The sequence below is a fragment of the Muricoccus vinaceus genome (assembly GCF_042433125.1).
In the GTDB taxonomy this organism is placed as follows: Bacteria; Pseudomonadota; Alphaproteobacteria; order Acetobacterales; family Acetobacteraceae; genus Roseomonas; species Roseomonas vinacea.
The window spans coordinates 61,349-81,285 of record NZ_JBHLVZ010000023.1; the positions used below are offsets into that span (position 1 = coordinate 61,349).

The following is a 19,937-nucleotide window of genomic DNA, read 5'->3' on the forward strand; positions in this document are numbered from 1 at the left end:
GGCCCGAAACATGGAGGATCATACAGGATTCTCCGCGCGGCGGCGCGCCGCGCGGCCGGCCAGCAGCAGCACAATGCCCAGCAGCCCGATCACGATCACGTCCGCGACGGCGCTCGGCTGCCCAAGCGCCGCGCCCGGGGCCAGGGGCGCGTCCGGGCGCACCGTCCACAGCACCAGCGCGGCGTGCTGGACGACCAGCAGCGCGCAGACCAGGCGCATCCGCCAGGGGCGCCACTGCGGCAGGGCGGACAGGGCGATGGCGCCCAGCAGGGCCGGCACCGCCACCGCCGCCTTGAGCCAGAACCAGCCGCCCTCCTGCCGGCGCAGGTACCAGGCCGCTTCCGCCGGCAGGTCGGCAGCCCAGACCGTGAGGAACTGCACGAACCAGAGCCAGAGCGCGAAGATGCCGAGGGTGAGCAGCGCCCGTTCCAGCCCGGTGCGGGCCGTCAGGTCCTTCGGCTCGCCACGGCCCAGAACCGCGAGGGACAGGACAGCCGCCGCGCCGCCCACCATCAGCGCGATGCCGTGCAGGCTTCCCACCCAGCCGGGGTCGCGGGAAAGGGCCCAGTCCTCGAAGCCGATCGCGGCGGAAAGCGCGACCAGCAGCAACGCCGCCCCCGCCCGCCACCGCGTCGGCGCCGGGCGCGCCAGCAGCCGCCCCAGCAGGGCCCAGAGCGCGAGGATCGCGGCGCCCGCCGCCGGCACCGCGATGGCCTTCGCGCCGTCCGTCCAGGGATAGAGCCTGTCCAGGACCGGCAGCAGGGGCAGGGCGAAGGGGATCAGCAGCCATGCCGCTCCCGCCGCCGCCCCGAGAACCGGCCGCAAGGGCTCGACCCAGCGCTCCTGCAGCAGGATGCCGGCCGAGAACACCGCGAGGGCCCCCGCGCCGAGCGTGGCGGCGAGCAGGAAGCCGAGCAGCCAGGCCTCCGCCAGCGCCGTCACGGGGCCTCGCGCATCAGCGCCTCCACGTGCCGCGCCACCGCCCAGCGCTGGCGGGGGTCAAGCCGGTCCGACAGCGGGTGGGCGCCGAGGCGGTTCTCCGCGATGGCCGCCATGCTGCGGGCGGGATCGGCCGGAAGCGGCGCGACGGGGGGATGCCCGCGCGAGACCACGACGCCGTCGCCCAGGCCGCGCGGCCCGTGGCAGGGGGTGCAGAAGATGGCGTAGCGCGACGCGCCCTCGGCCAGCAGGGAAGCGTCCACCGGCGGGCCCGGCGCGGCCAGCGCCCTGGTGCGCCCGGCCGTGCCTTGGGCCACCGCGCCGTCCGGCGGGGGCAGCGGCGCCGGGGGCTTGGGACTCGTCGGCCAGCCGTCGCAGGCGGCGAGAAGGAGAAGGGCGGCGCAAAGCGTGCCGGCCGGTCCGGCGCGCCGGGCGGCACGGGGGAGGTTGCGGCCTTCCCGGCCCTGCTGCGCCCTGGACGGGGTCACGAGGCCCGCACCTCCGAGACGCGGAGCGGTGCCAGGCCGCGCAGGAAGCGGGCGCTCGCCATTGCGTCGAACAGCGGATCCTCGGCGGACAGGAACAGGAAGAAGCGGTCCTCGCTCGCCCGGTGGAAGCCGCGCGCGAAGAAGGCGGGGTGGTTCAGCCGGGGAAGTCCGTTCAGCGCCAGCATGCCGATCAGGGCGGCCGCGCAGGCCCAGAGCACCGCGACGAGATAGGTGGTCGGCAGGAAGGCCGGCCAGGCGTTCGGCGGCCGCCCGCCCACGTTGACGGGGTAAAGGTGCACGGAGATGTACCAGGCCGCGCCCGCCGAAAGGGCCGCCCCGACGGCCGCCGCGCCAATCGCGATCAGGCCGACCGGCGCGGCCCGCACGCCCATCGCCTCGGCCGCCTCCGGCACCGGGAAGGGCGAATAGGCCTCCATGCGGCGCCAGCCGGCGGCGCGGGCGGCGCGGACGGCGGCGGTCATGGCATCCGCCTCGGTGAACTCGGCCATCAGGCCGAAGGGCGGGGGTTGGTTCACCGCTCCTCCTCCGCCGCCTCGGCCTCGCTCTCCTCGTGCCGCGTCTCGAACATGGAGACCGCGGGAACCAGGCGGCCGAACAGCAGCAGCACGAGCGCGAAGAGCGACACCGTGCCGCCCAGCAGCCCCCATTCGGCGGGGCTCGGCGCGTAGCCCGGGCCGGTGGCGGCGAGGTGGTCGCGCAGAAGCCCGTCCACCACCAGGGACCAGCGGTCCAGCCAGACCCCGGCCGCGGCCAGCACGCCGAGCGGCACCACGGCGAGGGTGCTGCGCCGCAGCCGGTCGCTCCAGAGGAGTTGCGGCAGGGCGGCGGAAAGCAGCACCGCGCCCCAGTAGGCCGGCGCGCCGGCGCCCAGCACGCGGGCGGCGAGGGCAGCCCTGGTGACGCTGTCCTCCTCCACGAAGCCCACCAGAAGCTCGTGCGCATAGGCGAGGCCGGAGGCCAGCCCCGCGCAGGCGAGAAGGCGGCCGAGGAGATCCATGTCGGCCTCGTCCACGAAGCGCTCGAGCGACAGGGCGTGCCGCAGCACCGCGGCCAGCGCCAGCACGACGCCGAGGCCGGAGGGCAGCCCGGTGACCACCACGTGCAGCGGGAGCCGCGCCTGATGCCAGGCGGGCACCAGCGTGGTCGCGAATTCCAGCGCCACCACGGTCTGCGCCCAGAGCAGCAGCGGCAGCACCATGGCCGCGACGAGGCGGTAGGCCGCCTGGTGGCGGTGCCAGTGCGCGACCGAGCCGCGCCAGCCCAGCGCGAACAGCCCGTAGGCGCGCGCCGCCCCCACCCTCCCCTGCTGCGCCGCGCGGTCGCGCATGGTCGCGAGGTCCGGGATGAGGCCGATGAACCAGAACAGGGAGGTGACGATGATGTGGGACATGATGCCCCAGAAATCCCACACCAGCGGGCTGCCGAACTGCGGCCAGAGGCCGGTGTGGGCGGGGTAGGGGAAGGTCCAGTAGAACAGCTCGGCGCGGCCCAGGTGCAGGATCGGGTAGAAGGCGGCGGCGAGGATGGCGGCCAGCGCCGCGGCCTCGGCGAAGCGGTTCACGGCCGTCCGCAGCCCGTGCTTGCGCAGCACCAGGATGGCGGCGAAGAGGCTGGCCGCGTTGGCGATGCCGATCCACCAGGCATAGGCGATCAGGTCGAAGCCCCAGACATGCGGGATGTTGTTGCCCCACACGCCGACCCCGGCCACCAGCACCGCCGCGACCGAGATCGCCAGCACCACCACGCCGATGGCGCAGAGCAGCACCGAGAGGCGGAAGCTCCAGGCCCCCGGCCGCAGCGCGGCCTCGGCGATGGGCGCGGTGGCGTCGCTCACGCCTCGTCCTCCGCGACGCGGGCGAGATAGGTCGTGCGCGGGCGCGTGCCGAGCTGCCCGAGCATGGCGTAGTGCCGCCCGCTGTCCTTGGCGCGCGATACGGCGCTGTCCGGGTCGTTGATGTCGCCGAAGGTGATGGCGCGGGTCGGGCAGGCGCGCTGGCAGGCGGTCTCGACCTCGCCGTCGCGCAGCGCGCGGCCCTCGTTCGCCGCGTTGCTGCGCGCGGAGGAGATGCGGTGCGTGCAGTAGGTGCACTTCTCCATCACGCCCCGCGGGCGCAGCGACACCTCGGGGTTGCGGGCGGGCGTGTCCAGCAGGCGGCGGTGATCGGACCAGTTGAAGCGCCGCACCTTGTAGGGGCAGTTGTTGGAGCAGGTGCGCGTGCCGATGCAGCGCGCGTGCACCATCACGTTCAGCCCCTCGTGGTCGTGCAGGGTGGCGTTGACGGGGCAGACGGGCTCGCAGGGGGCCTGCTCGCAATGCATGCAGGGCACGGGCTGGAAGCTGGCCGCCGGGTTCTCCTCGGCGCCGTGGTGGTAGCGGTCCACGCGCAGCCAGTGCATCTCCCGCCCCTGGCTGACGGCGAGCGGGCCGACCACGGGCACGTTGTTCTCTGCCTGGCAGGCCACGGCGCAGGCGTTGCAGCCGATGCAGGCGTCGAGGTCGATCGCCATGCCCCAGGCGTGGCCGGGATAGGGCCAGTCCCGGTGCAGCGAGGCATCGCGCCCGGGCTGCGGCAGGGCGCCGCCGGGCGGGACGCTGCGGAGGGCTTCCGCGGCGTCGACGCGGTGATGGGAATCCGTGGTGACGGGCGGCGCCCGGCGCCCGGTGGGCCGGAGCGCGAGGCCCGGCGCGTGCCAGGCACCGTCGGCGGGGCGGAGCGCGTAGGCGTCGAAGCCCCGCCGCTCCCCCACCGGCCCGCCCGCGCGCCGGCCGCCGCCCAGCGGCAGGGTGACGCAATCCGGCGCATGGCCCGGCAGCGGCCAGCAGGGGGCAAGGAGGCGGCGCCCGTCCAGCTCCAGCTCCACCTCGTCGCCGGGCTGGAGCCCGAGCGCGGCCAGGGTGGAGGGGGCCATCAGCGCGGCATTGCCCCAGGTGATCTTGGTCAGCGGGCGTGGCATTTCCTGAAGCCAGGCCTCGTGCGCCTCCGCGCCGCCGCGGGTTCCCGGGTCCGGCGCGAAAACGGCCGCGAGGCCTGCCGGCGGGGATGGGGAGGGGCGGTCCCAATCCTCCCGGAGCGGAAGGGAGAGGGGCGCGGGGGCCTCGCCGGCGACGCCGCCCTCCAGGGCCCCGGCCCAGCGCGCGTCGAAGTCCTGGCCGGCCCAGGCCGCGCGCCACGTCGCCTCCACCGCCGCGCGGGCGGTGACGGGGGTGCCGCGCACCGCCGCCAAAAGCTCGACCTCGCACCGCGCCTGGTCCGACAGGGAGGCGGTGGCGGGCTGGCGGATGGCGGGGGTGCCGTCGAAGGCGCGGGAGTCGCCCCAGGCCTCCAGCGGGTGCGGCAGTGGCACGTGCCAGGTGCACAGGCGGGCCGTTTCGTCCTGCCGGAAGCCGAGATGCAGCGAGAAGGGCAGCCGCCGGAGCGCGGCCTCGAAGCCGAGGGCGGCCGGCGCGTCATAGGCCGGGTTGGCGCCGAGGATGAGCAGGTGGCTCACCTCCCCCGCCCGCATTCCGGCCGCCAAATCGGCGAGGGAGGCGGCCATGGGCTCGGGGCGCGTCAGCGGATGGGGAAGCTGCCGGCAGGCGGTGCTGCCGAGCCGGGCGTTCATCGCGTGGGCCAGCGCGTGCACGGCGGCGCTTGCCCCACGCCCGGCCAGCACCACGGCGTCGGGACCGGCGGCGAGCAGGGCCGAGGCCGCTCCGGGCGCGTCGGGGTGGGTCTCGTCGCCCGTGGGGGGCGCCGCCCCCAGGGCCGCGGCGACGGCGCGCGCGAAGGGTTCCATCCCGGCCGGGTGCAGCGGGATGCGGTGGTCGGCGCGCGCGCCGGACAGGCTCGGCGCGCTTTCCGCGACGATAAGCCGCGGCGGGCGCCCGGCCGCGCGCGCCGAGGCCCAGTCCCGGGCATGGCGGAGATGGCCGGCCATGCCGCCCAGCGGATCCGCGCCGAGGCAGAGCACCGCCCGCGCCCGCGCCATGTCCGGCACGGTGGCGACGGGCTGGCCGAAGGCGCGCATCGCGCCTTCCAGGGCCGCGTCGTCGGCGAGCGGGTCGTGCTGGTGCCACCGGGCGCCCGGAAACTCCGCCAGCACCTCGCTGATCGCCCAGGCCAGGGTGGGGGAGGAAACGGGACCGGTGAGGATACGCAGTCCTTGTCCCGCACGCGCCGTCACTTCGCTGCGCAGGCTGGCCAGAGCCGCCTCCAGCGCCGCCGGCGGCACGGGCCGGCCACCCCGGCGGATGCTGCGGGAGCGGTGCGGGTCGTGCAGAGAGAGCACGGCGGCCTCGGCGAAGATGTCGGTCGCGCCGAGGCTGGCGGGGTGGCGGGGGTTGCCCTCTACCTTCACGGCGTGGCCGCCGCGGGTCCGGACCAGCACGCCGCGCGCCAGCCCGTCCAGCTCGAGGATCGTCGCGTACTCGGCCGAGGCGGCGTTGTCCGAGGCGCGGGCGGGGGCGTGCAGGGGGTGGCCGTGTTCCGGTGCCTCGTCGCAGCCGCCCAGGGCGGCGAGGGCGAAGGAGGCTCCCATGAGCTTCAGCGCGTCGCGCCGCTCGACGGTGCCGTGCGGGGCGGCGAGGAGCGCTGCCGGCTGCGCGGGCTCGGGCGAGGGGTCCGGGCCGTGCCGGGGAAGGGTGGGCGCGCTCATCGGTGGCAGGTGGAGCAGCGGGTGAGCGGCGAAACCTCGACACCGTAATGCAGGTGCCTGCGGGCTTGCAGGCCATGGGGCCGCATCGCCGAGGCCGCCGTGACCTGCCGGGAGCCTGGGTCGCGGTGGCAATCGAGGCAGAATCCCATCGAAAGCGTCTCCGCCCGTACGGTGCGCGGCATCTCCTCCACCTTGCCGTGGCAGCTCTCGCAGCCCACCCCGGCCACCGTGTGAGCGGCGTGGTCGAAGCGCACATGATCCGGAAGGCGGCTGACGGAGGCCCATTCCACCGCGGTCCCGCGCGCGAGGGCCGCGCGCAACGGAACGAACTGGGCAGTGACGTTCCAGACGCGGTCATGGCATCCGAGGCAGGTGCCGGCGCTCGGCATCCCCGCATCCGCCCGGCGCTCCACCCCCGAGTGGCAGAAGCGGCAGTCAAGCTCGAGGCCGCCCGCATGCACGGCGTGGCTGAACGGAATCGGTTGCGGCGCCGGGCGCCCAATGGCCCAGGCCGCGCCGGAGCGCACATGCGCGAAGCCCGCCGCCCCGGCCAGGACAGCGATCGCCAGGCCGATGATGACCGCGAGACGAAGCCGGGTGTCTGCTCGCGCCGAGAATATCTGGGCCATCGTTTCCCGAGCCAATTCGAGCGGCAACGCGGGCGATGCGGGTGGGTTCCACCGGCGCTGCAGTTGGTTTGGAATGATGGCAGAGGGATCACGGCGCCCGCGCGTCGGCCGGGTCCGCAACCACTTGCGGCACCGGCTCGCCTGCCCCGGGCCGAAGTGACCGGCGTGTTTCCCGATAGCTTCACAGGCTTGAGTTCAGGATCGCTGAACGACGTGCTCGCTTCTGCCACACACGGCCATCCCGTCCGGCGCCGGGGACAGGACGGTGGCCACCCTCGCCGGCCTCACGAAGTCCCAGGACGGACGCGTCAAATCTCCGGCACCGGTTCGAGGCCCCACGCGATTGCCACCCCTGGCGGCATCAGCGGGCTTGGCGTGTATGCTCGGCCGCACACAGGTCAATCGGAGCCCGGAACATGAGCACCTCGTCCGACTACACTCCGCCGAAGGTCTGGACCTGGAACAGGGCCAGCGGCGGTCGCTTTGCAAGCATCAACCGGCCCGTCGCAGGATCCACGCACGAGAAGGAGCTGCCGGTGGGGCGCCACCCACTTCAGCTCTACTCCCTGGCCACGCCGAATGGGGTCAAGGTCACGGTCATGCTCGAGGAACTGCTCGCACTCGGTCACACGGGCGCGGAGTACGATGCCTGGCTGATCCGGATCAGCGAGGGCGACCAGTTCGGCAGCGGCTTCGTGGAGGTTAACCCCAACTCCAAGATTCCGGCCCTGCTGGACCGCAGTGGCCCTGAGCCGGTCAGGGTTTTCGAGTCCGGGGCGATCCTGATGCATCTGGCAGAGAAGTTCGGCGCTTTCCTGCCGACCGAGCCGGGAGCGCGGGCCGAATGCCTGTCCTGGCTGTTCTGGCAGATGGGCAGCGCGCCCTACCTCGGTGGCGGCTTCGGCCATTTCTACGCCTATGCCCCCACCAAGATGGAGTACCCGATCGACCGGTTCGCCATGGAGGCGAAGCGTCAGCTCAGCGTGCTCGACCAGCGTCTCGCGCAGACCGAGTACCTGGCGGGCGGTGATTACACGATCGCCGACATTGCCGTCTGGGCCTGGTACGGCGCCCTGGTGAAGGGCTGGCTTTACGAGGCGGCCGAGTTCCTTTCCGTGCAGGAGTACAGGCATGTGCAACGCTGGGCGGACATGATCGGCGAGCGGCCGGCGGTCCGGCGGGGGCGGATGGTCAATCGTGTCACCGGCGACCCCGCGAGCCAGCTGCACGAGCGCCACGACGCCACCGATTTCGAGACAAAAACGCAGGACAAGATGACGGGAGAGAGCTGAGCGTCATCCAGGCGCATCCTCACGCCTGCCTAGCCTGCGGGTGCGGCCGCCCCCTGGATCGGGGGCGACATGCAGGCGGCCCGGCGGCGCCTCATGGCCGCGGAAGATCCGCCCCCGAGACAGGTCTGGCAGCCAGGGGCGCCCCGATGGGTTCGTGGCCCACCGCCACGTACACGGTGGGGCCAGCCCTGCCCGGGGCCATCCCCTGGCGCGAGCCGCCATGGCGCCGCAGCCTTGCCCGACCTGGCGGGCTGCCGGCCGGGTGCGCCCTGCGGCCGTGGAGTGGTTGCTCGTGTCGGGCACCGGCCACCACCGGCGGAGCGCCCTCCGGCCCATCGGCCGCTGCATGCGCAAGCCGCCAGTGCTCTCCGGCAGCCCTACGCCCTTTTGCCGGAACGCCTGGGTAAACGCGGCCGCGCGCTGGTGACAGCCGGCTTAACCCGGCGCCTTCACCCAGGCCATGATGTGCGTGCCGGCCAAGCAGGTCTCGCCCCTGCCGTTGATCACCTCAACTGCCGCCTGGCATCGGCCACGCATGTCGTCCACCTCTTTCACCAAGTAGCGGGCGATCAGCATGTCGCCCGCAAAAACCGGGCGGATGAAGCGGACGCGGTCATAGCCGGCGGAAACCGGCGTGCCAGGGCTGCCGCGTTCCACGGAACGGCGGGAGATCATCGAGGCGGTGGTGGAGAGCAGCCCCATCACCAGGGCGCCATGCGCGATGATGCCGCCAAAGCTCGTGCGAGCGGCAAAATCCGCATCGACGTGCAGCGGATCATGGTCGCCGCTCAGCTCGGCGAAGGCCGCGATGTCGGCCAGGGAAATGCACTTGCGGTACTCCGCCACCTCCCCGACCGAAAGGCATGTCCTGCAGCCCGTCATTCCGCGGCCTGCGCCATGGCCAGCCGGTTCAGCGCGGGGCGCGGCGGGCGTTCGGCCAGGCGGGTGGCCAGACCCATCGGCCCATCGGCGAAAAGCCCTGCGTCCATGCGCCGCAATCCCGGCGAAACGCGCGGGCGAAAACCCATGGCGGCGATCACATCCGCTTCGATATCGGCACCCGGCGCGATCTCCACCAGTTCCGGCCCGGCTTCGCCAAGCTGGAACACGGCGCGCTCCGTCACGTAAAGGACCCGTTGACCGCGGCTTCGCGCATAAGGGCCGGAATAGGTCACCTGCTCCACGCGCTCCACCGCCTTGGGCACCCCGCCCGCGGTCAGCGTGCCGCCGAACACCACCGATCCCGCGCCCTGGCTGATGTTGATGAACCCGCCGGGACCGACGATGCGCCCACCGAAGCGGGAGACGTTCACGTTGCCTTGCGCGTCGAACTCCGCGAAGGAGAGAAAGGCGAGGTCGAGGCCGCCGCCATCGTAGAAGTCGAACTGATAGGGCTGGTCCACCTGCGCGTCGGGGCTTATCGCGGCACCCGCCTCGTTGCCGCTGGCCGGCGCGCCGCCGATGTTCCCCTGCTCGTTCGTCAGGCAGATCCGGTGCAGGACCCCCTCCTCGGCCGCCACATTGGCGATGCCGGTCGAAATGCCGGAGCCGAGGTTGCAGATCGCGCCCTCGAACAGCTCCAGCGCCCCACGCCGGGCAACGATGCGGCGGGGCCCAGGCGGCAGGCGGGGAATGTCCTCCAGCGCCACGCGCAGGTGGCCGGAATAGGCAGGGCTGTCCTGGGTCTCATAGGTCTGCCACTGATCCGCATCGACCACGACGGCGTCCACCAGGATACCCGGAACCTTCACCATCTTCGGGTGGAGGGAACCTCCGGGCACGATGCGCCGGACTTGGGCAACCACGATCCCGCCCATGCGGCGCGTGGCCTGCGCCATGCTCAGCATCTCCAGCGTAACGGCCTCGTGTTCCATCGAAAGGTTGCCATCCTCGTCCGCCGCGGAGCCGCGCAGAAAGGCGACGTTCACGTGATACGGCTTGTAGAAAAGAAATTCCTCGCCCCGGAACTGCACGACCTCGATCAGATCCTCCTTCGCGCGGGCGCTCTGCCGCGCGCCGCCCAGGCGGGGGTCCACGAAGGTGTGCAGCCCGATCTTCGTCAGCAGGCCCGGCCGCCCGGCCGCCATCTCCCGCATGAGCTGCGACATGGCACCCTGCGGCATGGTGTAGGCCTCGATCTCCTCGTCCAGCGCCAGGCGCGCAATGCCTGGCGAGTTGACGAAGGTGCCCGAGGCCACACGCTTCAGGAGGCCCTTCTGCGCCAGGTGGCCGGCACCGCGCGTCCTTCCGTCGCCCAGTCCAACCGGGTGCACGGCGGTGATGCCGCACGGCATGCCAGTGGTGCGGAAGCGCTCCCCCACCGCCGCCAGCAGTGCGTCCGGCACGGCATGCCCGCCGCCCGAGCCGCCGATCAGCAAGGTGTCCCCATCGCGCAGAAGGGCTGCGGCCTGGGTGGCGGTGATCTGTCTCATGTCCGTTCGCTCTCAGGACCGGAACAGGCCGGGAAAGGTGCTTCCACGACCTGCCATCCCTTCCTGTCCGATGCAGCATTGCCTCCGAGGGCCAGGCGGCACGGCCCGGAGGCGAAGGGGCTTGCGAGGCTCATGCCCCCTGCCTTCCCGGACGGGCAAAGGCTCCCGGAAAGTGGCAGGCCACACGCCGCCCCGCCTCGATCTCCACCAGGGGTGGCACCTGCTCGCAGACCGACTGCGCGATCGGGCAGCGGCCACGAAACACACAGCCCGTGGGGAGCGTGAGCGTGGAGGGCGGCTCGCCGCCCAGGATCACCCGCTCCCGCCCGGGCTCCGGCACCGCGCTGGTCAGGGCGACGGTGTAGGGATGCAGCGGCCGCGCAAAGAGCGCGATGGCCGGTCCCTCCTCCACGATGCGCCCGAGATACATCACGGCCACCCGGTCGCAGAAGGCGCGCACCACGGCCAGGTCATGCGCGATGAACAGGTAGGACAGGCCGAGGCGCTGCCGCAGGTCGAGCATCAGGTTCAGGACCTGTGCCTGCACGTTCACGTCGAGCGCCGAAACCGGCTCGTCCGCCACCACGAGCGCCGGGTCCAGCGCGAGCGCCCGCGCGATCGAGATGCGCTGCCGCTGCCCCCCGGAAAACTCATGCGGAAAGCGCTCGGCCCATTCGGGCTTCAGCCCCACCGTGCCCATCAGGTCCAGCACGCGGCGATCCGCTTCCGCGCGGCTGGCGGCACGCCCATGCGCCATCAGCGGCTCCGCCAGGGTGTCACGCACGCGCATGCGCGGGTTCAGCGAGGCATAGGGGTCCTGGAACACCATCTGCAGCCGTGGCCGCAACGGCCGCATCTCGGCCGGGGAGGCATGGGTGATGTCCTGCCCCTCGAAATGCAGGCGGCCGGAGGTGGGTTCGTGCAAACGGGTCACCAGCCGCGCCAGGGTGGACTTGCCGCAGCCGCTCTCGCCGACGATTCCCAGGCTTTCCCCGCGCGACAGGCGCAGGTCCACGCCGTTCACCACGTGCACCACGGCACGCCCCCCGAAGAAGGAGCGGCGCGCGCCGGCGAAATGCTTCACCAGCCCCACCGCCTCCAGCAGCGGGCGCGTGTCCTCCGAAAGCTCGCGCCGGGCGGCTTCCGCCGCGACGGGGGCCGGCGGAAGGCTGCGCCCGTCGGCCGTGACCCAGCAACGCGCGCGGCGGCCGGGCGCCACCTCCATCAGCGGCGGATGCTCCTGACCGCAGCGCGAGACGGCGAAGGGACAGCGCGCGAGGAAGCGGCAGGCCGGCGGCGGGTTCAGCGCGTCCGGCGGCGCGCCCTCGATGCTGGTCAGCCGGGTGCCCGGCGGGCTGTCCAGCCGCGGCACGGCGTTCACCAGCGCCCAGGAGTAGGGATGGCGCGGATCGGCCAGCACGGCCTCCGTCTCCGCCTCCTCCACCACCTCCCCGGCATACATCACCGCGACGCGGCGGCAGACGGTGCCGATCACGCCGAGATCGTGGCTGATCAGGATGATGGCCGTCCCGAACTCTGCGTTCAGGTTCTGCAGCAGGTCCAGGATCTGTGCCTGGATCGTCACGTCCAGCGCCGTGGTCGGCTCGTCCGCGATGAGAAGGACGGGGTCGTTGGCCACGCCGATGGCCAGCATCACGCGCTGCCGCATCCCGCCGGAGAACTGGTGCGGAAAGGAGGCCGCCGCCCGCTCCGGCGCCGCGACGCCCATGCGGCGCAGCAGCTCCACGGCCCGCACCCGCGCCTTGGCGGGCGTCTGGCGGCCATGGGAGATCATGTGCTCCGTCACCTGCCGCAGGATGCGGATCACCGGGTTCAGGCCGGTCATCGGGTCCTGGAACACCATGGCGGCCCGGTCGCCGCGCCAGTCCCGCAGCTCGGCGCCGCTCATGGCCAGCACGTCGCGGCCCTGAAAGCGGATCGTGCCGCCGATGATGCGCGCCGGCTCCTCCAGCAGCCGCATGAGCGACAGGGCCGTGACGCTCTTGCCCGATCCGCTCTCGCCGACGATGCCCAGCGTCTCGCCGGGGCCCACCGCGAAGGAAACGCCGTCCACCGCGCGCACCGCTCCGGCATCGGTCAGGAAGACGGTGCGGAGGTTCTCGACCTCGAGCACCGGGGCGGCGGTGCCGGCCCTGTCCTCCCGCTTCGGCAGGGAACCGTCCATCACCGCGACCTCGCCCTGGGATCCAGCCAGTCGCGCAGCCCGTCGCCACAGAAGTTGAAGCCGACGACGACGGTGAGGATGGCAAAGCCGGGAAAGGCGGCGATCCACCACTGCTCCACCAGTTCGCGCCCTTCGGCGACCATCGATCCCCATTCCGGCGTGGGCGGCACGACGCCGAGGCCCAGGAAGGACAGGCCGGCGAAGGTGAGGATGGCGTTGCCGAGATCGAGCGTCACCAGCACCGCCAGCGGCCCCAGCGTGTTCGGCAGGATGTGCCGGGCCAGGATGCGTCTGGGCTTCAGCCCCAGAACCGTCGCGGCCTCCACGTATTCCTGCCCGCGCTGCACCAGGGCCAGAGCACGCCCGAGCCGCGCGAACTTCGGCCACCACACCACCAGCATCGCCAGGATGGTGTTCTGCGTGCCGATGCCCAGGGCCGCGGCAATGGCCAAAGCGAGAATGATGGGAGGGAAGCAGAGCACCAGGTCGGTCAGGCGCATCAGGGCTTCGTCCCAGATGCCGCGGGCCCAGGCCGCGACGATCCCGACCGTGGTGCCGATGGCGGCGCCCAGCAGCACGACGGTGAAGCCCGCCAGCAGCGACAGCCGCGCGCCGTGCAGCAGCCGCGAGAAGACGTCCCGTCCCAGCACGTCCGTGCCGAGCCAGTGCGCCGCGCCCGGCGGCTGCAGCCGGTTCACCACGTCCTGCGCATCCGGCGGATAGGGCGAGATCCAGGGTGCCAGCAGCGCGACCAGCACCCAGAGCAGCACAACGCCCCCGCCCAGCCATGCCGGCCCGTAGCGGCGCAACCGGCGGCGCCAGCGCGGCCGCGGCACGGGCATGTCCGCAGGCAGGGCAAGAGGCGGAACGGTGCCCGTGCTCAACGCCGCACCCTCGGGTCGAGCGCCGCGTAGGACAGGTCCACCAGAAGGTTCACCAGCAGGTATGTCGCGGAAACGACCAGGGTGATTCCCATGATGGCCGGAAAATCCAGCGCCGCCGCCGAGCGGAAGGTGTAGCGGCCGAGGCCCGGCCAGGCGAAGACCGTTTCCGTCATCACGGCGCCGGCCAGCAGGTTGGCGAAGGCCAGTCCGCCCAGCGTCACCACGGGCACCAGCGCGTTGGGCAGGGCGTGGCGCAGCACGATCGCCCGCTCCTTCAGACCCTTTGCGCGCGACACCCGCACATAGTCCTGCCCCAGGCTGTCCAGCATCGCCGCACGCGTCGTCCGGGTGATCAGCCCGATGGTCGCGGCGGCCAGCACGATCGAGGGCAGGACCAGATGGGCCGCGCTGTCCCAGAAGCTCTCCCAGTCCCGCGCGAGCAGCGTGTCCACCAGGAACAAGCCGGTGGGGCCTTCGGGCGGGAAGGCGATGGGGTCCATCCGGCCCGGTCCGGGCGCCCATTCCAGCCCGCCATAGAAGATGGCCAGCATGATGAAGGCGAGCCAGAAGGTCGGCGCCGAGACACCCAGCAGCGACACCGCGCGGGCCAGCGAATCCACCCAGCTGTCCCGCCAGACGGCCGCCGCGATGCCGAGCGGGATGCCGACGATCAGCGTGAGCAGGAAGGAGACCGTCGCCAGCTCCACCGTGGCCGGCGCGTACTGGGCGATGTCCTCCAGCACCGGCCGCCGCGTGGCGATGGAGATGCCGAGGTCGCCATGCACCAGCCCGTTCAGGAAGAGGCCGTAGCGCTCCCACAGGGGCAGGTCGAGACCCCATTTGGCCCGCCACTCGGCCACCGTCGCGGGGTTGCTGGCCAGGATATCGCCGAGCTGCGCCAGCACGGGATCGCCGGGAACCAGCGCGGAGATGAGGAACACGACCAGGCTCGCCAGCAGGGCCATCGCGGCCGCCGCAAGCAGTCGCGTCGCGATGTATCGCGGCACGCGGACAGATCCTCCTTGTTGCGCTCACTCTGCGCCTGCTGGACAGATGCGATCAAGACAGGAGGAAGCGCCATGGACGGCGACGTGCGTTTGCGGATCGAGGACGGGGTGGCCGAGCTGGTGCTGGACCGCCCCGCCAAGCACAACGCGGTGACCCCCGCGATGGCCGGGCGACTGCTGGACCATGCCCGCGCCCTGGACGCGGAGGACAGGGTCCGGGCCATCCTGATCCGGGGCGAAGGGGAGCGTGCCTTCTGCGCCGGAAGCGACCTCAACGCGCTGGCCGCCTACCCCTCCGCATGGCATTTCCGCAACCGCGTGGAATATGCCACGGCCATCCGCAACATCCGCAAGCCCGTGGTGGCGGCGCTGCAGGGCTGGACCCTGGGCGGCGGCGCGGAGGCGGCGCTCTCGGCCGACCTGCGCATCGCCTCCGAGACCACGCGCCTGGGCTTTCCGGAGGTGCAGCGCGGCTGGGTCGGCGGAGGCGGCGCCTCGCAGCTCCTGCCGCGCCTCATCGGCCAGGGACAGGCGGCACGCCTGCTGATGCTGGGGGAGCCGATCGACGCGGCCGAGGCGTTGCGGCTGGGCATCGTGGAAGAGGTTGTCGCGCAACCCGCGCTGCTGGACCGGGCGCGGGAGATCGCCCGCAAGCTCGCCGCCCTCTCGCCCGTGGCGGTGCAATCGGTGAAGGCGGCGATGCGGATGGCATGGGAGGCCCCCCTTTCCGCCGGCCTGGCTTATGAGAACGAGATGAACGTGCTCTGCTTCTCGGCAGGGGACCACCTGGAGGGCATTCGCGCCTTCAACGAGAAGCGCCCCGCGGAGTTCGCCCGATGAAGGTCTTCCTGTCCCACTCCATCGAAACCTTCCCCGGCTATTTCGGGGATCGCGCCCTGGCCGCGCTGCGGGAGCACGCGGAGGTGGTCCGCAACACCGCGGACCGCGAGCTGCGGGACGCCGAACTGGCCCAGGCGGCGGCCGGGTGCCAGGCCATCATCGCCTATCGCGGCAGCCCGGGCACGGCCGCCACCTTCGCCACCTCGCCGGACCTCGTCGCCTTTCTGCGCTGCGCGGTGGACATCAGCACGATCGACGTGCCCGCCGCCTCGGCCCAGGGCATCCTCGTCACCCGCGCGACGCCGGGCTTCACGGATTCCGTGGCGGAGCTGGGCATCGGCATGATGGTGGACCTCGCGCGCGGCGTCACCCGCGCGGCCAGCGCCTATCACCGGGGCGAGATCCCCTCCCCCAGCACCGGCGTGCAGCTTTCCGCCTCCACGCTGGGCTTGATCGGCTACGGCCGCATCGCCCGCCGCATGGCCGTGACCGCGCGCGCCCTGGGCATGCGCGTCCTGGCCTATGACCCCTATGCGCCGCCGGAGGATCCGGGCGTGCAGGCCGCGGGCTTCGGGGAGGCGCTGTCGGCCGACTTCGTCGTCTGCCTCGCCATCGCCTCGCCGGAAACCGCGAACCTCATGGATGCGAGGGCCTTCGCCGCCATGCGCCGCGGCGCCTTCTTCATCAACCTGTCCCGCGGGGAGCTGGTGGACGAGGCGGCGCTGGAGGCGGCGCTGGACTCCGGCCATCTCGCCGGCGCGGCGATGGATGTCGGCCGCGCCGCGGACCAGATGCCCTCGCCCCGCCTTGCCTCCCGCCCCGACGTGATCGCCACGCCTCATCTGGCCGGATTGACTCCGGAGGCGGCGGAGCACCAAGCCATGGACACGGTGCGCCAGGTGGCGGCCCTGGCGGCGGGGCAGATGCCGGAGGGTGCCGTGAACGCGGAGGCCGCGCACCGGCTGGCCCGCCTCCGGCGATAGCGATGCGGCGGGGAGGCGCCCCTCCCCGCCTTCGCTTCAGGCCAGCGTCACCTTTCCGGTATCGAGTTGCCAACCCGCGGCGGTGAGCGGGAAGTCCTTCACGGTGTTGCGCACCGCGATCTGGTAGATCGGCTGGAACAGGATGAAGTGGTTCGCCTGGTCGACGGCCTTGCGCTGCCATTCCACCCAGAGATCGGCGGCCTTCGCCAGGTCCTGCTCCTCGGCGGCGCGCTTGGTCAGCGCCGTCATCTCGGCCGGCACGTCCCAGCCGACACGGCGCGCCACGCGCTCCACCACCGCGCTGGCCCAGAGGTCGTTGGACACGGCCGGCGGGTTCCAGAAGGTAAGCACGCCGCCAGCCATGCGGCCCTGGGTGTAGACGGTGCGCAGGTTCACCTGGTCCATCGGATTCAGGCGCACCCGGATGCCCACGCGTGCGAGGTCCGACTGCAGCTTCTGCCCGAGAACCTGGTAGGAGATGCCGGCGACGGCGGCCTGGCCATAGGCAATCTCCATCTCGAAGCCCTCCGCCAGCCCGGCGGCCTGGAGGAGTTGCCTCGCCTTGTTCAGGTCCTGGCTGAAGCCGACCTCGCGGGCCACGGCCTCCGTGCTGCCGTTCACCCCGATCGGCAGGAAGTGTGCCGCCCGCAGCGCGGCGCCGCCGAGCAGGTTGTTCAGGATGCCGTCATAGTCGATGGCATGGCCGATCGCGTGCCGCACCTCCTTCTTCGCGAGGGCCGGGTTGGCGGCCGGGTTCTGCGTCAGCGCCATGTACACGTGATCGAGGCTCGGCAGCCGGTCCACGCGCAGGTTGGGATCGGACCTCAGCGTCGCGATCTGCTCGGGGATGAGGTTGAAGGCGGCGTGCACGTCGCCGCGCCGCACCGCCAGAAGCTGCGCCGCGCTGTCGGAGAGATGGCGGATCACCACGCGCTCGAAGGCCGGCGCGCCGCGCCAGTGGTTCGGGTTGCGCTGCAACAGGATCTGCCCGTTCCGCTCCCAGCGTGTGAGGCGATAGGGACCGGTGCCGGCGGAATTCCCGTTCAGCCAGTCCGTCGCCTTGTCCTGGTCCTTCGCCTCCACGCCCTGCACGCCGCCATGCTGCAGCAGCACCGCCTTCTCCAGGATCGCGCATCCGGGGTTGCACAGGATCGAAAGGATCGGCGCATTGGGCGAGTTCAGGACAAAGTCCACGGTGTTGGCGTCCACCACCTCAACCCGTTCCACCGCCTTGATGTATTGCTGCGTCTGGTCCTTCATGTTGATCAGCCGGTCGAAGGAGAACTTCACGTCCTCCGCCGTCATCGTCGCGCCGGAGACGAACTTGACCCCCTGGCGCAGCGTGAAGCGCCACCCGTCGCCGCCCGGCCGCCTTTCCCACTTCGTGGCCAGCGAGGGCTTCGGGTTGACGAGGTCGTTCGCCTCCAGCGTCATCAGGGTGTCATAGCAGGCGGCCAGGGTCAGCGGCGGCGTGTACTGGGCCTGGCGAACCGGATCCAGGGTAACGGTGTCGCTGATGTCGATGCCGAGCACCAGCGTGTCGCGCCGCGATTGCGCCAGCGCCCGCCCGCCTGGCAGGAGCGGAAGCACCGCCGCCGAGGCGCCGAGCAGCCGCGCGAGGTCGCGGCGGGAGAGGGACATCACGGTCATGGACAATTCCTCAGGGGTGCCCGACAGTTTCGCCGGATCGTTGTGAACACGGGGAACACCCGTATCCCGACACGATAGGTCGCGGCCGGCGCGCCTGTGAAGCGGCAAGCTGCACGGGGGAGGACAGGAACAGAATGCCCATCGGGGTGGGCCTCGTCGGCCTCGGCATGGCCGTCACGCCGCACATGCTGAGCCTGCAGGACCTGGAAAGCGCCGGCCGCGTCCGGATCATCGGGGGCCACGCCCCCTCCGCCGCCCGGCGGGAAGCCTTCACGGCACGCTGGGGCGCACCGGCCTTCGCCGAACTCGAAGGGTTGCTGGGCGCCCCGGGCCTGGACCTCGTCCTCATCCTCGCCCCTCCCGGCGCGCATCTTGCGGTCGCGCAGCAGGCCATCGCCCGCGGCAAGCACCTCCTTGTCGAGAAGCCGCTCGAACTGACGGTTGCGCGCGGCGAGGCCCTGGCCGCGGCGGCCGAGGCCGCGGGCCTGCGCTGCGGCGTCTGCCTGCAACACCGCTTCCGCCCCGCCGCGCTGCACCTCAAGGAAGCGTTGGACCGCGGCGCGCTCGGAACGCCCCTCTCCGCCTCCGCCTCCATCCGCTGGTGGCGCGACGACGCCTATTTCGCCCAGCCCGGGCGCGGCACCATGGCGCGCGACGGCGGCGGCGTGCTGCTCACCCAGGCCATCCACACGATCGACCTGCTGATGCACCTCATGGGCCCGGTGCGGGACGTGGCCGGCTTCGCCCTCACCTCCCCCTTGCGGAACATCGACACGGAGGACGTCGCCGCGGCCGCGCTCCGCTTCGAGAACGGCGCGATCGGCGTGCTGGACGCCACCACCGTCGCCCGCCCCGGCTTTCCCGAACGGATCGAGATCGCGGGCACGGGCGGCTCCGCCCTGCTGCTCGCCCACCGGCTGGAGCTGCACGGCGCGGATGGTGCGCCGCCCACGGTTCTGGGCGAGGAGGGTTCGGGCGGCGGCGGCGCCGATCCCATGGCCTTCGACCACGGCCCGCACCGCGCCCTGATCACGGAGATGCTGGACGCGATCGAGGCGGGCCGCGAGCCCTCCAACAACGCCCGCTCCGCCCTGCCCGTCCAGCGGCTGATCGAGGCGGTGCTGGCCGGCCGGGCGCCCCGCGCGTGACGATCACGGGCCGCACCCGCCTGATGGCCATCATCGGGGATCCCGTGGCGCCGCTCCGCTCCCCCGCCCTGTTCAACGAGCGCTTCGCCCGGCTCGGCATGGACGCGGCCTTCGTCGCCTTCGAGGTGCCGGCCGGGGAACTTCCCGCCGCCTGGGGCGGGCTGACCCGGCTGCGCAACCTGGACGGACTGGTGATCACCATGCCGCACAAGGAGGCGGTGGTTCCCCTGCTGGATACGCTCGGCCCCACCGCCCGGCGCACCGGCACCGTCAACACCGTCCGCCGCCGCCCCGAGGGCGGCTGGGAGGGCGAGATGTTCGATGGGGAAGGCTTCCGCGACGGGCTGGAGCGCGCCGGCCATCCCGTGCGCGGCGCCGCCATCCTGCAGGTGGGCTGCGGCGCCGCCGGCCGCGCCATCGCCCATGCCCTGGCAGGCGCGGGCGCGGCACGGCTGCTGCTGCACGACGCGGCGCCCGGCCGCGCCTCGGCTCTGGCCCAGGCGCTCTCCGAAGCCCATCCCGGCCTTTCCGTGGCCGGGGGCCAACCCAACCCTGAGGGCCTGGACATCGTGGTGAACGCCACCCCCCTGGGATTGCGGAAGGGCGACCCCCTCCCCTTCGACGCCTCGCGCCTCCGCCCGCCGCAAGTGGTCGCCGACGTGATCCCCAACCCGGAGGTGACGCCCCTGATCGCCGCCGCCCGCGCCGCCGGCTGCGCCACCGTCACCGGGCGTTCCATGCATGAGGGGCAGGCGCGGCTGGCCGCCGCCTGGCTGGGCATCGCGGGCTGGGAAGGCTGACGCC

At 72.5% G+C, this 19,937-nt stretch carries 17 protein-coding genes; 5 read left to right on the forward strand and 12 right to left on the reverse strand.

Annotated features, from left to right (window positions below):
* Positions 1 to 18: 18 nt before the first annotated feature.
* From ACFFIC_RS11160 to ACFFIC_RS11185, 6 genes are read right to left on the reverse strand one after another with little or no spacing between them, the layout of a single operon-like run.
* Complete coding sequence (locus ACFFIC_RS11160) at positions 19 to 942, reverse strand: hypothetical protein (protein WP_377050240.1); 924 nt, start codon at positions 940 to 942, stop codon at positions 19 to 21.
* Entirely contained in the window at positions 939 to 1,427 is a 489-nt protein-coding gene (locus ACFFIC_RS11165) for a c-type cytochrome (RefSeq protein ID WP_377050241.1), read from the reverse strand. The genes ACFFIC_RS11160 and ACFFIC_RS11165 overlap by 4 nt, the downstream gene beginning before the upstream one ends.
* On the reverse strand, positions 1,424 to 1,963 hold the full coding sequence (locus ACFFIC_RS11170; protein ID WP_377050242.1) for a DUF3341 domain-containing protein: 540 nt from the start codon (positions 1,961 to 1,963) through the stop codon (positions 1,424 to 1,426). Before ACFFIC_RS11170 ends, ACFFIC_RS11165 begins: the two co-directional genes overlap by 4 nt.
* A complete protein-coding gene (gene nrfD, locus ACFFIC_RS11175) occupies positions 1,960 to 3,282 on the reverse strand; it encodes an NrfD/PsrC family molybdoenzyme membrane anchor subunit (protein ID WP_377050243.1) in 1,323 nt (440 codons plus the stop codon). The genes ACFFIC_RS11170 and nrfD overlap by 4 nt, the downstream gene beginning before the upstream one ends.
* A complete protein-coding gene (locus ACFFIC_RS11180; protein WP_377050244.1) occupies positions 3,279 to 6,083 on the reverse strand; it encodes a 4Fe-4S dicluster domain-containing protein in 2,805 nt (934 codons plus the stop codon). The genes nrfD and ACFFIC_RS11180 overlap by 4 nt, the downstream gene beginning before the upstream one ends.
* Positions 6,080 to 6,712, reverse strand: coding sequence for a cytochrome c3 family protein (locus ACFFIC_RS11185; protein WP_377050245.1), 633 nt, complete (start codon positions 6,710 to 6,712; stop codon positions 6,080 to 6,082). Before ACFFIC_RS11185 ends, ACFFIC_RS11180 begins: the two co-directional genes overlap by 4 nt.
* Before the next feature lie 416 nt (positions 6,713 to 7,128).
* Here ACFFIC_RS11185 and yghU point away from each other — a divergent pair, with 416 nt between their 5' ends.
* Positions 7,129 to 8,004, forward strand: a complete 876-nt coding sequence (gene yghU / locus ACFFIC_RS11190) for a glutathione-dependent disulfide-bond oxidoreductase (protein WP_377050246.1) — start codon at positions 7,129 to 7,131, stop codon at positions 8,002 to 8,004.
* A 435-nt stretch (positions 8,005 to 8,439) separates the two neighbouring features.
* Here yghU and ACFFIC_RS11195 read toward each other — a convergent pair whose 3' ends face one another.
* From ACFFIC_RS11195 to ACFFIC_RS11215, 5 genes are all read right to left on the reverse strand, one after another.
* Entirely contained in the window at positions 8,440 to 8,886 is a 447-nt protein-coding gene (locus ACFFIC_RS11195) for a MaoC family dehydratase (protein ID WP_377050247.1), read from the reverse strand.
* Positions 8,883 to 10,436 carry an acyl CoA:acetate/3-ketoacid CoA transferase gene (locus ACFFIC_RS11200; protein ID WP_377050248.1) on the reverse strand — a complete coding sequence of 518 codons (1,554 nt, stop codon included), beginning with the start codon at positions 10,434 to 10,436 and terminating at the stop codon, positions 8,883 to 8,885. Before ACFFIC_RS11200 ends, ACFFIC_RS11195 begins: the two co-directional genes overlap by 4 nt.
* Positions 10,437 to 10,566: 130 nt before the next feature.
* Positions 10,567 to 12,621 (reverse strand): dipeptide ABC transporter ATP-binding protein, encoded by a 2,055-nt coding sequence (locus tag ACFFIC_RS11205; protein ID WP_377050249.1) that lies wholly within the window; start codon positions 12,619 to 12,621, stop codon positions 10,567 to 10,569.
* Positions 12,621 to 13,505, reverse strand: a complete 885-nt coding sequence (locus ACFFIC_RS11210) for an ABC transporter permease (RefSeq protein WP_377050250.1) — start codon at positions 13,503 to 13,505, stop codon at positions 12,621 to 12,623. Before ACFFIC_RS11210 ends, ACFFIC_RS11205 begins: the two co-directional genes overlap by 1 nt.
* Entirely contained in the window at positions 13,502 to 14,512 is a 1,011-nt protein-coding gene (locus ACFFIC_RS11215) for an ABC transporter permease (protein ID WP_377050251.1), read from the reverse strand. Before ACFFIC_RS11215 ends, ACFFIC_RS11210 begins: the two co-directional genes overlap by 4 nt.
* A 72-nt stretch (positions 14,513 to 14,584) precedes the next feature.
* Here ACFFIC_RS11215 and ACFFIC_RS11220 point away from each other — a divergent pair, with 72 nt between their 5' ends.
* Together ACFFIC_RS11220 and ACFFIC_RS11225 are read left to right on the forward strand one after the other, a co-directional pair.
* Positions 14,585 to 15,352: an enoyl-CoA hydratase/isomerase family protein gene (locus ACFFIC_RS11220; protein ID WP_377050253.1), complete on the forward strand. Its 768-nt coding sequence runs from the start codon at positions 14,585 to 14,587 to the stop codon at positions 15,350 to 15,352.
* Positions 15,349 to 16,335 carry an NAD(P)-dependent oxidoreductase gene (locus ACFFIC_RS11225; RefSeq protein WP_377050255.1) on the forward strand — a complete coding sequence of 329 codons (987 nt, stop codon included), beginning with the start codon at positions 15,349 to 15,351 and terminating at the stop codon, positions 16,333 to 16,335. The genes ACFFIC_RS11220 and ACFFIC_RS11225 overlap by 4 nt, the downstream gene beginning before the upstream one ends.
* Before the next feature lie 36 nt (positions 16,336 to 16,371).
* Here ACFFIC_RS11225 and ACFFIC_RS11230 read toward each other — a convergent pair whose 3' ends face one another.
* Positions 16,372 to 17,985, reverse strand: coding sequence for an ABC transporter substrate-binding protein (locus tag ACFFIC_RS11230; protein WP_377050257.1), 1,614 nt, complete (start codon positions 17,983 to 17,985; stop codon positions 16,372 to 16,374).
* 134 nt (positions 17,986 to 18,119) lie between these two features.
* Here ACFFIC_RS11230 and ACFFIC_RS11235 point away from each other — a divergent pair, with 134 nt between their 5' ends.
* Positions 18,120 to 19,133 carry a Gfo/Idh/MocA family protein gene (locus ACFFIC_RS11235; protein ID WP_377050260.1) on the forward strand — a complete coding sequence of 338 codons (1,014 nt, stop codon included), beginning with the start codon at positions 18,120 to 18,122 and terminating at the stop codon, positions 19,131 to 19,133.
* Positions 19,130 to 19,933, forward strand: a complete 804-nt coding sequence (locus ACFFIC_RS11240; RefSeq protein ID WP_377050262.1) for a shikimate dehydrogenase family protein — start codon at positions 19,130 to 19,132, stop codon at positions 19,931 to 19,933. The genes ACFFIC_RS11235 and ACFFIC_RS11240 overlap by 4 nt, the downstream gene beginning before the upstream one ends.
* The last annotated feature ends 4 nt before the right edge of the window (positions 19,934 to 19,937 follow it).